This is a genomic window from Mycobacterium sp. (assembly GCF_044223235.1).
In the GTDB taxonomy this organism is placed as follows: Bacteria; Actinomycetota; Actinomycetes; order Mycobacteriales; family Mycobacteriaceae; genus Mycobacterium.
Genome location: NZ_JBGAME010000029.1, coordinates 37,944 through 51,083, shown reverse-complemented (window position 1 = coordinate 51,083; position 13,140 = coordinate 37,944). Strand labels below are relative to the sequence as shown.

At 67.8% G+C, this 13,140-nt stretch carries 8 protein-coding genes and 3 pseudogenes; 6 read left to right on the top strand and 5 right to left on the bottom strand.

From position 1 onward, the window contains the following. Window positions 1–1,616 (bottom strand): peptide chain release factor 3 (locus tag ADBZ6K_RS23630; RefSeq protein WP_526351270.1); only part of this gene is annotated, 1,616 nt, incomplete at its 3' end. A gap of 232 nt (window positions 1,617–1,848) precedes the next feature. On the opposite strand from ADBZ6K_RS23630, the pseudogene ADBZ6K_RS23625 reads away from it, so the two are divergent. Further along, window positions 1,849–2,555: pseudogene (locus ADBZ6K_RS23625) on the top strand (ANTAR domain-containing protein). Between the two features lie 27 nt (window positions 2,556–2,582). Further along, a pseudogene (locus tag ADBZ6K_RS23620) lies at window positions 2,583–3,345 on the top strand (GAF domain-containing protein). Between the two features lie 10 nt (window positions 3,346–3,355). On the opposite strand, the pseudogene ADBZ6K_RS23615 reads toward ADBZ6K_RS23620, so the two are convergent. From ADBZ6K_RS23615 to ADBZ6K_RS23600, 4 genes and pseudogenes are all read right to left on the bottom strand, one after another. Then, a pseudogene (locus ADBZ6K_RS23615) lies at window positions 3,356–4,141 on the bottom strand (ANTAR domain-containing protein); the annotation flags it as partial. Between the two features lie 48 nt (window positions 4,142–4,189). After that, window positions 4,190–5,824 carry a fatty acyl-AMP ligase gene (locus tag ADBZ6K_RS23610; protein WP_526351268.1) on the bottom strand — a complete coding sequence of 545 codons (1,635 nt, stop codon included), beginning with the start codon at window positions 5,822–5,824 and terminating at the stop codon, window positions 4,190–4,192. A 280-nt stretch (window positions 5,825–6,104) separates the two neighbouring features. Beyond that, window positions 6,105–7,400: a DEAD/DEAH box helicase gene (locus tag ADBZ6K_RS23605; protein WP_526351266.1), complete on the bottom strand. Its 1,296-nt coding sequence runs from the start codon at window positions 7,398–7,400 to the stop codon at window positions 6,105–6,107. A gap of 377 nt (window positions 7,401–7,777) precedes the next feature. After that, window positions 7,778–8,398 carry a hypothetical protein gene (locus ADBZ6K_RS23600; protein WP_526351264.1) on the bottom strand — a complete coding sequence of 207 codons (621 nt, stop codon included), beginning with the start codon at window positions 8,396–8,398 and terminating at the stop codon, window positions 7,778–7,780. A 298-nt stretch (window positions 8,399–8,696) separates the two neighbouring features. Between ADBZ6K_RS23600 and ADBZ6K_RS23595 the strand changes: the two genes are divergently transcribed. The 4 genes from ADBZ6K_RS23595 to ADBZ6K_RS23580 all read left to right on the top strand — a co-directional run bounded on the left by ADBZ6K_RS23595 (window position 8,697) and on the right by ADBZ6K_RS23580 (window position 13,092). After that, a complete protein-coding gene (locus ADBZ6K_RS23595) occupies window positions 8,697–10,406 on the top strand; it encodes a DEAD/DEAH box helicase (protein ID WP_526351262.1) in 1,710 nt (569 codons plus the stop codon). After that, the gene (locus ADBZ6K_RS23590; RefSeq protein ID WP_526351260.1) at window positions 10,403–12,307 is read left to right on the top strand and encodes a hypothetical protein; all 1,905 of its coding nucleotides are present in this window, start codon (window positions 10,403–10,405) and stop codon (window positions 12,305–12,307) included. Before ADBZ6K_RS23595 ends, ADBZ6K_RS23590 begins: the two co-directional genes overlap by 4 nt. Before the next feature lie 141 nt (window positions 12,308–12,448). Continuing rightward, window positions 12,449–12,703, top strand: a complete 255-nt coding sequence (locus ADBZ6K_RS23585) for a type II toxin-antitoxin system VapB family antitoxin (RefSeq protein ID WP_526351258.1) — start codon at window positions 12,449–12,451, stop codon at window positions 12,701–12,703. Beyond that, window positions 12,703–13,092: a type II toxin-antitoxin system VapC family toxin gene (locus ADBZ6K_RS23580; protein WP_526351256.1), complete on the top strand. Its 390-nt coding sequence runs from the start codon at window positions 12,703–12,705 to the stop codon at window positions 13,090–13,092. Before ADBZ6K_RS23585 ends, ADBZ6K_RS23580 begins: the two co-directional genes overlap by 1 nt. Window positions 13,093–13,140: the final 48 nt, after the last annotated feature.

Below are 13,140 nucleotides of genomic sequence, written 5' to 3'. Positions count from 1 at the left end.
GCCGCCACCAGCGACCGCAGCTTCACGGCGGGGTTGTCCCGCTGGAACCCTTCCAGCCGCCACGGGGTGGAAAACAGCACGAGCATCACCCCGTCGGTGCGGGTCAGGACTTCGGCGGACACCTGCTTGTTCATGAACTCGGCGTCCTCGGGGTCCACGATCCGCGCGACTTGGTAGGGCAGTGGCTCCAGTGCGATCGGTGCGCTGAGCTCGGTGGCCATCCGGTGTGCTGCCACCTCGAACTGCATCGGTCCGACCGCTGCGAAGACGGGGGCCTGCTCACCGCGCTTATCCGAGCGCAGCACCTGCACGACGCCTTCCTGCTCCAGCTGTTCGATGCCGCGGCGGAATTGCTTGTGCTTACTGGGATCGGTGCCGCGTGCCACCGCGAAATGCTCGGGGGAGAAGCTCGGAATCGGCGGGTATTGCACGGGGGTATCGCGATACAGCGTGTCGCCCGGGCGCAGCGCGGTGGCGTTGGCCAACCCGATCACATCACCCGGCCACGCGGTGTCCAGGGTGGCGCGTTGCTGGCCGAACACCGATTGTGCGTACTTGGTGACGAAGGGCTTGCCGGTGGTGCCGTGGGTGAGGACTTCTCCGCGTTCGAAGGTCCCTGAGCACACCCGCGCGTAGGCGATGCGATCGCGATGGGCGGAGTCCATCCCGGCCTGCACCTTGAAAACGAAAGCGCTGAACGGTGATTCGGTGGGGCGCCGAGCCCCGTCGACATCCGTCCCTCCGCTGGGCGGCGGCGCCAGATCGACGAGCACATCGAGGAGCTGATTCACCCCGAAGTTCAACGCCGCGGAGGTGAACAGCACCGGTGTCGCCGCACCGTCGAGATACTGGTCACGGTCATAGTCGGCGCCGTCGGCGCTCAGCAGGTCGGACTCTTCGACAGCCGTATCCCAATCGTCGCCGGCCGCAGCATGCCCATCGGCGGCGGCGATGTGTTCCTCGGGAGCCGCGGTCGCACCCCCCGCGGTACGGGTGAACCGGATGAAGTTTCCGCTGCGGCGGTCCAGCACGCCTTTGAAGTCGCCGGCGATGCCGACCGGCCACGTCAGGGGAGTGGGGCGCAACCCGATCCGCGCCTGGATCTCGTCCATCAGTTCCAGGGCGTGGCGACCGGGGCGGTCCCACTTGTTGATCACCGTGATGATCGGGATCCGACGGTGCCGGCACACCTGAAACAGCTTGAGCGTCTGCGGCTCAAGGCCTTTCGCGGCATCGATCAGCATCACCGCGGAATCGACGGCCGTCAGCACCCGGTAGGTGTCTTCGGAGAAGTCGGCGTGGCCGGGAGTGTCGAGCAGGTTGATGACACAGGTGCGGTACGGGAATTGCAGCACTGTCGAGGTGATCGAGATGCCTCTGGCCTTCTCCATCTCCATCCAGTCCGACACAGTGGCACGGCGACCCGCCTTGCCGTGGATCGCACCGGCTTCGGTGATGGCCCTGGCATGCAGCGCCAGAGCCTCGGTCAGCGTGGATTTGCCGGCGTCGGGATGGCTGATGACGGCGAAGGTTCTGCGGCGGCCCGCTTCAGCGGAGATACGACCATTTGGCGGGGTATCGGCGGTGGCGGGCGCAGCCAGGGCGTTGTCGGTCATTTCGCCAGCGATGGTATTGGCCCCGGGAGCAAATCAACGCGAGCGCCACCACGCATATGAGTTGGTGACCACCATCGCCGCGATCGCCATGCCATCGAGACGGTACTGAGCATCCTTGTCGCGTCATAGGCGTCACTCGCAAATTGCCCGTCACCAGTGGAGGCTGGAGGTATGACCCGCCACCACGACCCCCGGGCAAGCCCACCGCTGCCCGACTCCCGTCCGGTTAAATGTGGCGATCCACGAGCAGCTCCTCGCCGCGGTCGACGGTCGGCGGGGGGTAGCGGCCGCCGACAGTCTGTGCGAGGCCTGCGTGCTGCTCTTCGACGTTGACGCTGCGGCCATCTCGCTGGTCTTCGACGGCACCAGCAGCGGAACCCTCGGATCCAGCGGGGGACCCGCGCGCATCTACGACGAACTCCAATTCACCCTCGGCGAAGGGCCCTGCCTCGACTCGTCGCACAGCGCATCCCGATCCTCGCCGCCGATCTCACCGACCCCGGCGAGGCGCGGTGGCCCGTCTACGCACCCGCCATGCTCTCCCACCACATCCGCGGTGTGTTCGCCATGCCCGTCGTCGTGGCCGGTGAGCACGTCGGCGCCCTCGACCTTTTCCGCGCCCAACCCGGCCGCCTCGGGGGCGAGCAGTTCGCCGGTGCCATTGCCGCGGCCGAACTGGCCGGTATCCCGTTACTCGACCTGCTGGACGCTGACCTGCTCGCCGCCGTCAACGATCCCTACAGCAACGCCTGGGCCGAGCTGAACGCGCTGTCCCGCGCCGAGGTCAGCCAGGCCACCGGCATGCTGGTGGCACAACTCGGCGTCGAACCCGCCGAGGCCTTGGTGCGCCTTCGCGCCCACGCCTACGCCACCGGCCGCATCGCTACCGACGTCGCCCGCGACATCCTCGACCGTCGACTCCGGCTTGAAGCCGATTAATGCATGCAACCAGGGACGGAGTGTGAAATGACCGAAACGCCTCGTGAAACCCGCGTGCTGGACGCGGTCGGATCGCTTGTCGACAGCCTGCTCTGCGACTTCGACGTGGTTGACCTGCTGACCGAGCTCACCGAACGTTGTACCGAGCTGCTCGATATCGAATCCGCCGGATTCCTGCTGGCCGATCCGCTCGGGCAGCTCCGGTTGTTGGCCGCCACCTCCGAGCGGCTCCGCGAACTGGAACTCTTCCAGTTGCAGTCCGACGAAGGCCCCTGCGTGGACTGCTATACCTCCGGCCAGCGCGTCTCCGTCGCCGACCTGCACACGGCGGCAGAACGGTGGCCGCGGTTCGTGCCCGCCGCGCTCGACGCCGGATTTGCCTCCGTGCACGCGGTTCCCATGCGGGCGGCCGGCATCGTGCTGGGGGCGCTCGGCTTGTTCGGCACCCGCCCCGGCGACCTGGACGAAGCCGACCCTGGTCGGCCAAACGCTAGCCCACATCGCGTGTGTGGCGATCTTGCAGGAGCAGCCACCCACGCCCGTAACCGTGATCCCGCGACTGCGCGCCGCGCTGACCCGCCGCGTCGTCGTCGAACAGGCCAAAGGGTTCCTCCGCGAATCCCTCGACATGTCCGTCGAGGATGCCTTCACGCTGCTGCGCACCTACGCGCGCGCCAATGACGACCACCTGACCGATGTTGCCCGGCGGCTGATGTCCGATCCGCGATCCCGCCCGGTCCTATTGGCGGCCATCGCCGAATTCGCCACGGCGCCACCGCATCAAGGATGATTCCGCGCGCGGCGCGCCGAACCGCCTCTTCGATGAGCCGCTCCGCCACGAGGTACAGCTTGATGTTCTCGGCCTGGCTCATCCGGACCAACCGGTCGAACGCCTCCTGCGCGTTGCCACCCGAACGGCTACGGATGATGCCGATCGCCTGATCTATCACCGCTCGGCTCCGAAGCGCCTGCTGCAGTTGGTGCGTCCGCTCTTGCGCCTCCGCCAGCAGTTGGGCGTTGTAGACCGACACCGCCGCGGGCGTGGCGAACCGTGAACCCAGTTGCACGGCGTGCTCGGCGAATGCGTCGCGGCGGTACGCGTAGGTGTTGATCGCACCGATCACCTGGTCGCCGACCAGCAGCGGCAGCGCCAGGGCGGAATGCACGCCCATCCGCGCCACCCGGCCACCGAAGCGCGGCCAACGGCTGTCACCTCCCAGCGATCCGCTGACGGTGGCACGCCGCGACTGCATACACGCGATGCAGGGCCCCTCGCGCAGATCCACATATTGAACCTTGTCGATGTCCTCGACGAAATCCGCCGTCACCGCCCAGGTTTGAATAGACGGCACGGCTTGGCGGGGGTCGATCAACGTGACACCGGCGCCGTCGACGCCGGGGATGGCCTGAACCGCGAACTCGGCCACCTCCGCCAGCACCGCGATCACGCCGCGTGCGCCGGCCACGATCCGGGCCACCCCACTCAGCCCGGCGTGCAGATCGACGTCGTCCGCATCCCGTTGTGCACGGGACAGTTCGGGCTCCGGTGGCGCGTCGCGCCCGGGCTGGGCGTCATAGTCGGCCATGATGCGCACCAATGTACTCACTGTTGGGCGACCTGTAGACCCGTTGGATCAGGTGACGAGCGACAGGGCGTGCGCGCGCCGCAACTTTCCTGACGGCGTCTTCGGGATCATGCCCGGCTCCAGCACCACCACGTTGCGGGGCCGGACGTCGACCTCGGCGAACACCTCGTGGGCCACCTGGCGCTCGATGCGGCGCACCTCGTCGTGGCTCTCATAGTCCTTGGACTCCACGGCGACGGCGAACGTCTCCCGCGAATGCCCGGCATCCAGCCGCACCGCGACGGCACAGCCCGGCCGCACCCCCGGGACGCGGGCGGCGGCGCGCTCGATGTCGGTGGGGTAGATCTTGCGGCCGGCCATGATGATGACGTCCTTGAGGCGCCCGCAGACGACGACGTTGCCGGCCTCGGTGAGGTAGCCCAGGTCGCCAGTGTCGTACCAGCCCTGGTCGTCCTGTGCTGCGACGAATCCGGCCTCCGTGGTGTAGCCCTGGGTGACGGGTTCCCCGCGGACTTCCAGGACGCCGACGCCGCGGGCCGAGAGCACGGCGCCGTCCTCGTCGACGACGCGGACCTGCAGGCCCGGCAGCGGCGGGCCGAGGGAGACCAGCCGCCGGGTGTGGCCGCGGGTGGCGGGGACCGCACGGTGCAGGAGGGCCAGCAGGTCGGCGTCGACCTCGTCGATGACCATGCCGCCGCCGCACTCGGAGAAAGACACGGCCACCGTCGTCTCGGCCATGCCGTAGGCGGGGATGATCGCCTCGGGGCGCAGGCCGAAGGGCGCACCGGCGTCGCAGAGGTCTTCGACGTCGAGCGGGTCGACCTGTTCGGCACCCGACAATGCCCATCGAAGCGAGGACAGATCGAACTGGCCCGGCGTGGCCTGTCTGCGCAGCCTCTTGGCGAACAGGGTGTAGGCGAAGTTCGGTGCGGCGGTCATGGTGCCCTGGTACTTGTCGATCAGCTTGGCCCACAACAACGTATCCCGCAGAAAGTCCAGCGGGGTGACCTTCACCAGCTCGGCGCCGAAGTACATCGGCACCGTCAGGTAGCCCGTCATACCCATGTCGTGGAAGCACGGCAGCCAGCTGATGATGACGTCGGTGTCGACGTCGAAGTGGCAGCCGACGGTCATCGCCTCGGCGTTGGCGACGATGTTGGCGTGGGTGATCTGAACGGCCTTGGGTGATCCCGTCGATCCCGACGTCAGCTGCATCAGCGCGACATCGTCGTCATCGGTGTGGATCGGCGCGACCGCAGCGCTCGCCAGGAGTTCGTCGATGGTCAACACCGTGATGCCCAGCCCGGACAGCACCGGTGCGGCGGCCATGAACGGATCCGAGATGACCACGGCCTTGGCCGCGATCATCGTGATGATGTCGGTGGTCTCCTCAGCCCAGCGCGCCACGTCGGTGCGGGGTGTCGGCTGATGGAGCATGGTCAGACTGGCTCCGCGCATCCAAATACCCTGGGCGGTCGGCGCGATCTCCACTGGGGCGCCTGCCAGCACCGCGACCGCGTCCCCGCGCCTGATCCCCGCGGCGGCCAGCCCGCCCGCCACCCGGCTGGCGCGTTCGTGCACCTGGGCCCAGGTATGCCGCACGGGCGTATTCGGCTCACCGGTGGTCATCCCGTTGAGACTCCACTGGGCGTTGCTGAACATCGTCTCGGTGAATCGGCTCACGACAACCCCTTTGGGATGTGAAGCGACGGTGCCGGGCGCCGGGCCCGAGAAAGTCGCAGGCCCGCCAGGCCTTGATGGAGCCGCTGGGGTGCGACCGTCGTGCCGGGTGGTGGACCACGACCGACCGCGGAAGTGCTTACCCCCCTTGGTTAAACCCCAGATGTTCCCCGCTCCGGCTGAAGCGGGGAAGAAGCACATCAGACGCCCAAACTGTACTGTCCGGGGCGCACAACAGTAGCGCGGCACGCCGGGAATGGCGTGCCGCGCATCGTGCTGACTGTCAGGCGGATCGGGCGTCGCCGTGCCTGCGGGCGGGACGGCGGCCGCCGCTGCGTCGGCGAGACGAACCCGACCGGGGAGCCTGCTGGGCGGGCGGCGGCGGCGTCACCTTGGGCGCGGGAGCCCGGTAGGGCGCCACCTCGCCGGCCACGGCGTGCACCGCAGCCGAGTCGGCGGTGACCTGCTGCGGGGCGACATGGATGCCGGCGCGGCGCAGCAGCGCCTGGGTGTCCTTGCGTTGCTCGGGAAGCACCACGGTCACCACGCTGCCGGCGTTACCCGCCCGCGCCGTCCGTCCCGAACGATGAAGGTAGGCCTTGTGTTCGGCGGGCGGATCGATGTGGACCACCAGTTCGATCCCGTCGACGTGCACACCGCGAGCGGCGATGTCGGTTGCCACCAACACCCGCGCCTCACCCGTGCTGAACGCGGCGAGGTTGCGGTCGCGGGCCGGCTGAGACAGGTTGCCGTGCAGGTCGACCGACGGAATCCCCGATTCGGTGAGCTGTTTGGCGAGCTTGCGTGCGTGATGTTTGGTGCGCATGAACAGGATCCGGCGGCCGCTGCCTGAGGCGAGCCGGTGGACCAGCTCCTTCTTGGCCTGGGCCCCGGAGACGTGGAAGACGTGATGGGTCATCGCAGGCACGGGGGACTCGGAACCGTCGACCGAATGTAGCACCTCGTTGCGCAGGAACCGCTTGACGAGTTTGTCGACCTCGTTGTCGAGCGTCGCCGAGAACAGCAGCCGCTGTCCACCGGCGGGTGTGGCGGCCAGGATTCGGGTGACGGCGGGCAGGAAGCCGAGGTCGGCCATGTGATCGGCCTCGTCGATGACGGTGATGTCGACCGCGTCGAGGCTGATCAGGCGCTGCTTCATCAAGTCTTCGAGCCGGCCGGGGCAGGCCACCACGATGTCGATGCCGGATTTCAGCGCCGACACCTGCCTGCCCTGCGGGATGCCGCCGAAGATGGTGGTGACCCGCAGGTTGTTGGCGGCGGCGAGCGGCTCCAGCGTCGCGGCGATCTGGGTCGCCAGCTCACGGGTGGGGGCCAGGACCAGACCGGATGGCCGCGACGGGCGGCGCGCCTGGCCGCGCAGGCGGGAAACCAGCGGAATCGAGAATGCGAGGGTCTTGCCGCTGCCGGTCTTGCCTCGGCCGAGGACGTCGCGGCCGGCGAGTGAGTCGGGCAGGGTTTCGACCTGGATGGGGAAGGGTTGGGTGATCCCGCGGTTGGCGAGCACCTTAATCAGGGGCTCGGCCACGCCGAGATCGGCGAACGTGCTTTCGTTGGTCATCGGTTCGGTGCCTTTCGGGCATCGGGTGTCTCGACCGATCCGCGATGGTGTGCGCTCGATCGACACAAGGTGGCGAGATTGCCGGTGGGCAAAATCGATCGCCGCGATACGAGCTGTGCTGGGGCACGGGGTCATCTGAATCGGCTGCGGCCACGATTTTCGGGGCGGCGCCGGAACGATGAACGAGCGTTCCACGACGTGTTGGCCGCTGTCAGGCAGCCAACGTTGCGCTCAGCATATCTCACCGCACGCTCGGGGACGTCGTCGTGACCACGAACTGCCCAGACAACGTGGTGGTAATGGCGCGACACCTGAACGCAGACGAGTGTGACGGGCCGCGCCGTCGGCAGGCCCGGCGGGATGACACGCCTGCGCGGTCAGGCCATCTCGGGGACGCGCAGGTGGGCGATTGCCAACTCGAACTCGCACTCGTCGAGGATCTGGGCGCCGGCGTCCTGAGAGGTCGCTTCCCGCAGCCGGTCCAACTGGTCGCGGTTGCGCTCCATGGCCGCGACGGTGTCGTAGGCCGCCGAAGACACGGCATGGCCGGATGCGCGGTCCACCAGCAGGCTCGCGCTGCAGAGCCCTTCGAGATCCTCCAGCGCGGGCAATACGGTCATCCTGAAAATATCGATGCCCCGCTCGACCTGGTTCGGCTCGACCTTGACCCAGGTGACTCGGACGCAGGTGTTCTCACGGGCCTGATGTTCGCGATGCATCACCGCGATCTCCCATTCGGCGACGTCGGGGCTGCCACCGAACGCCTCCGCCGCGCGGTTACGGATCTGTCGGACAGCGCCGGCGCTGGCGCGCATCGCCTCCTCGGAGCGCCATGCGGTGGTGGCAATGCAGCGGCCCGATGACCGGTCGACCAACAGGGACAGGCCGATGTATCCGTCCAGGGCTTCGACCGCGGGCATCACTGTGTCGCGGATGTGGGCGATGCCGGCGTCGATCGACGATAGCTGGGCTTGGATAGTGGTGGTTCGTGCATACACGTCTGCCTCCTCGGTGACGGGGCAGCGTCTCGACGGCGCCGCCGTCAGCGTTCATCGTCCTCTCCCCGAAGGTGTGCGGCAATGGCCGATCGGAGCTCAGCCGAGGGCGCCGGGGGCTTGCTCGAGTTCGGTCGTCGGCGGCCTGCCGGGTGTGTGCCCGTCGAGGGCAGGATTGCGCGCGTCGCGCCAAATCGCATCCGCACCATTCGTAACACATCGGCGTGGGCCTTCGGCCGTGTCGGTGGTGGGCGGTAGCGTGCGGCCCACTCGCATCCGGACCAGGCCGTTGGGAGGCCGAATGACCGTCACGATCGCCGCGGGCAAGACGTCGAATACCGACCTGTCAGCCTACCTGCCGTTGTTGGCGCGTCTGCGCAATGGCGTACGGGCGCGGCCGGATTGGTCCCCGATCGTCGATGACGCGGTCCGGGTCTGGGCACGGCCAGGTTTCGATACCTTCCTGGCGCTACCGCAGCTGCGGTTCGAGCCGTTCGACTATCAGCTCCAGGCTGCACGGACCGTGCTGCGGCGGATGCGCGGCCGCGGCATCCTGGCCGACGAGGTGGGTCTCGGCAAGACGATCGAGGCCGGGTTGGTGCTGTCCGAGCTGCGGATGCGCGGGCTGGCCAACCATGCGCTCGTGATCGTTCCGGCGGGACTCGTCGACCAATGGCGCGACGAGCTCGAGCGGAAGTTCGGGTTGCCGACCACGATCGCTCGATCCGGACCGACACCTGCCCCCGAGACGGGGATAGACCGGCCGGTGACCATCGTCTCGCTTGCCGCCGCCCGCCGCGAGCCGCTATTGGGTCGGCTGACCGACGCCGAATGGGACCTGGTGGTCTTCGATGAGGCGCACCGGCTCCGCAATCCGCGAAGCGCGTCGGGCAAGCTCGCGCGCATGCTCCGTGCCCGCTATCTGCTGATGCTGACCGCAACCCCGGTGGAGAACAGGCTGTCGGACCTCTACCAGCTGATCAGCCTTGTGGCGCCCGGACTGCTCGGGACACCTGCCGAGTTCCGCGCCAAACACGGTGCGGCGTCGTTGGACTCGCGGCCGCACAACGTCGAGGAACTGCGGGCACGGACCCGAGACGTGATGGTCAGACATCGCCGCAGCGAGGTTGCCGTGATGCTGCCGCCGCGCCTGGCCGAGACGATCTTGGTGACACCTGACATCGACGAGGCCGCCCTGTACAGCCACATCATCCGCCGAGTCAGAGGGGCGGCAACCGGGGCGGAACGCACCCGGTTGACCCTGCGCGGCCTGACCCGGCTGGCCGGTTCCAGCCCCGCCGCCGCGGCGCCGACGCTGGCTAAGCTCGGCTGGAACGACCTCGCTGAACGCGCCCGAGCCATCGGGGAGCCGGCCAAGGTGGTCGTGCTCGTCGAACTGCTTCGCCGCCACGTCGACAGGGGCGAGAAAGTGCTGGTGTTCACCGGATTTCGGCAAACCCTTGATGCGCTCGTCGCGGCGGTTGAGCGCGCCGGGCTGTCGTCGGCGGTGTATCACGGTAGCCTCACACGGGCGCAGAAGGAGTCGGCGATCGCGGAGTTCCGCTCCGAAACACCGATCCTGCTGTCGACCGAGTCGGCGGGTGAGGGTCGCAACCTTCAGTTCTGTCACATGATGGTGAACTTCGACCTGCCGTGGAATCCGATGCAGATCGAGCAGCGGGTCGGCCGGCTGCACCGGGTCGGGCAGGAACACGACGTGACGCTGACCAACCTGGTCTGTCGGGGCAGCATCGAACAGCGGGTCATGCACGTGCTCGAGGCGAAGATCAATCTGTTCGAGCTCGTCGTCGGTGAACTCGACATGATCCTCGGCCGGGTCGACGACGACTTCGATTTCGAGAACGAGGTTTTCGATGCGTTCGTCGATGCCGTCGACGATGACGAGTTCGAGCGACGACTCGACGCTTTGGGCGACGCGCTCGCCGAGGCGAGACGCAGCTATGTTCGGAGCAGGGAAGGTCTCGACCTCCTCGTCGGTGAGCCGTCATGACGAGCACCGAGGTGGGGCTGCACTTCTGGCTGCGGTATGTCGAGGCCAGCGGCGGGCTCACCGAAGTCGGCATCGACACCACCACGGTGATGCTTCCCGCCGCCCTGCAGACCATGTTGGAGCTGCCGGAGGTGCTGCAGGTCACCGCCGATCCCGATGTCGCTCGAGAGGACGGCGCGGCCTTCCTCTCGGCCGGGCATCCCGCGCTGCGTCGCTCCGCCGACGAGGTGTTGGCGGAGGGCGACGTCGCCGCGATGGCCGTTCCGGTGGCCGCCACGCCGCCACCCCCGGCCGAGCAACTGCAGGCGGTGGCGCGCGACCAGTTCGTGGTCGACCACGGCCGGATCGACGCCACGGGCGCACCCACCCGGTCGGTTCGCGCGTTTCTGCGAGTCGGAGCGCTGGTCGACTACACGCTGTCCAGCGACGACCACTACCAGGAATGCGCCGAGTGCTGGGTGGATGTGCAGTCGCAACGTCAGCTCGCAACCCACGTCGGTACGAAGCTCGGGGCGCTGCCGACGGTGCACAAAGACGGTCCGCCGTCGCTGACCGGCCTGACAACTGCGATCGGATATGCGGACCGGGTTATCGAGCAGCGCGCCGAGCGGCGGCGATCCGAACTCGGTGATGGGGTCGACAAGGCGCGAGACGCGGAGCTCGATCGCGTCGAGGCGTACTACCGTGACGCGCTCGCGACGATGGAACGTCGGCGCGAGCAAGCACCAGCGGATCGTCGGGAACTGCTGGACGCACGCGTCAACAGCGTACGGAACGAGCGCGCCCGGCGGATCGGGGAGACGCGGGAGAAGTACCGGGCGAGCCACCAGCTCCGGCCCTACCGGCTACACCTCTACGAGGTGCCGGTATGGCGCTTGCCGGTCGACGTTCGCCGCGGTGACCGGCGCTACCCGCTCACGCTCGACTGGCTCATCCCGCTGCACCGTTTCGCCGACATCAGCTGCCCACACTGCGGCGCCGACGGGCGATTGGTCGCGACGAAGACACGGCTCGGGTGCGCAGGGTGTGTTCTCCGCCCGACTGTCCCGCTCGCGCCCGAGCCGACGAGACCGACGGCTGAACCGAAGTCCGGGCCGGCGGTGGGCACGAAACACGTTGTCGCGCAACCATCGACACCGAAGACACGCCCGTCGCCGGTGCGTACCGCACCCCGCGCGATACCGGCCGACGTCGGCAAACGCGGAGACAAGCTGATCAGAAAGGTGTGGGACGCGGTGGCCCGCAACGACCGGCGGTTGGCACGTCTCTGCGCGCCCGATTCACCCGCGGCCGCGGCGATTCGGCTGTATGGCCCGTCGGGCGCCGCGTGGGCCGTCGGTATATCGCCGGCCGAGGACCTGGTCGCTGTCGCCGCCCGCGTGACCACGGTTTCGTCGGGAGTACGCCATGCGTCCAACGGCTATGTGGAGACTGCGGCGGGACATCGCTTCCCGTTCTTGCTGCGGTGGCAGGCGCTCGGGAGCGCCGCGCTTATCGACGAGATCCTGCCCTACGATCGGCCGCTCGAACCGGCGCACCTGAACCGATGGCTGCTGGGACCGGGCTGGACGGGTGTGCACGCACCGCCGGAACCCCGGATCCCGTTCGGCCCTGTCGGCGAACTGCTGTGGCGGCGCGTCAATCCGCTGTTTGGGATGCCGTGCGTGCTGCGCTGCCTCGCGGCGCTGTGGCGGCTGCCGAACGAAAGCCTGTTCCTCGATTCGCACGGCCCCGCGGCGGTCGCGGCCGGAATCGAACGAATGGTGTGCCACCGAGCGAATCTGTCAACGGGCCGTTTCGCTGAGGTCGCCGGCGCCTACCACGTCAAGGAAGCCGCGCTGCGTGTCGCGGGCGCTGATCTGCAGAAGTTCCTCCGACTCGGCCCCGAGAGGTGGTGGTAGCCCGCGACAGCACCGCCATCTGTCCGTGAGCTCAACACGTTCACCGGCGTGACGATCCCAGGACGGCGGGCAGAAGCAGCGCTGTCGGTGAGCAACGAATGTGCGCCGTCTAGAATCCAGAACCACGTATATAATCTCGACATGGCGCTGAGTATCAAAGATCCCGAAGCCGACCGCCTCGCCCGAGAGTTGGCGGCTCGGACAGGCGAGACCCTAACGGAAGCAGTAGTGGTAGCGCTGCGTGAACGGCTCGCCCGCGAAACGGGGCGTGCAAGGGTCATCCCGATGCGTGAGGAGCTGGCCGCAATTCGCCGCCGGTGCGCTGCGTTGCCGGTCATCGACAGCCGACACGCGGACGAGATCCTCGGCTACGACGACCGCGGACTGCCCACGTAATGGTCATCGACACGTCGGCGCTCGTCGCGATGCTCACCGATGAGCCGGACGCCGAACGGCTCGAGGCCGCAGTCGAACGGGACGCCGTGCGGCTGATGTCAGCCGCCTCGTACCTAGAAACGGCAATCGTGATCGAAACGCGATTCGGCGAACCCGGTGGACGCGAACTGGACCTGTGGCTCCATCGCGCCGCAGTCGATCTTGTTGCGGTTGACGCCGACCAAGCCGAGATCGCACGGGTTGCTTATCGCACGTATGGCAAAGGAAGGCACCGTGCCGGCCTTAACTATGGTGATTGCTTCTCCTACGCTCTGGCCAAAGTCAGCAACCAGCCTTTGCTGTTCAAAGGTGACGACTTCGCAAATACGGACATCGGCAGAGTTCAGTAGATCTGGTGCTCCCTGCCCGGCATCGCTTCCGATCGCCTGGACGCCACC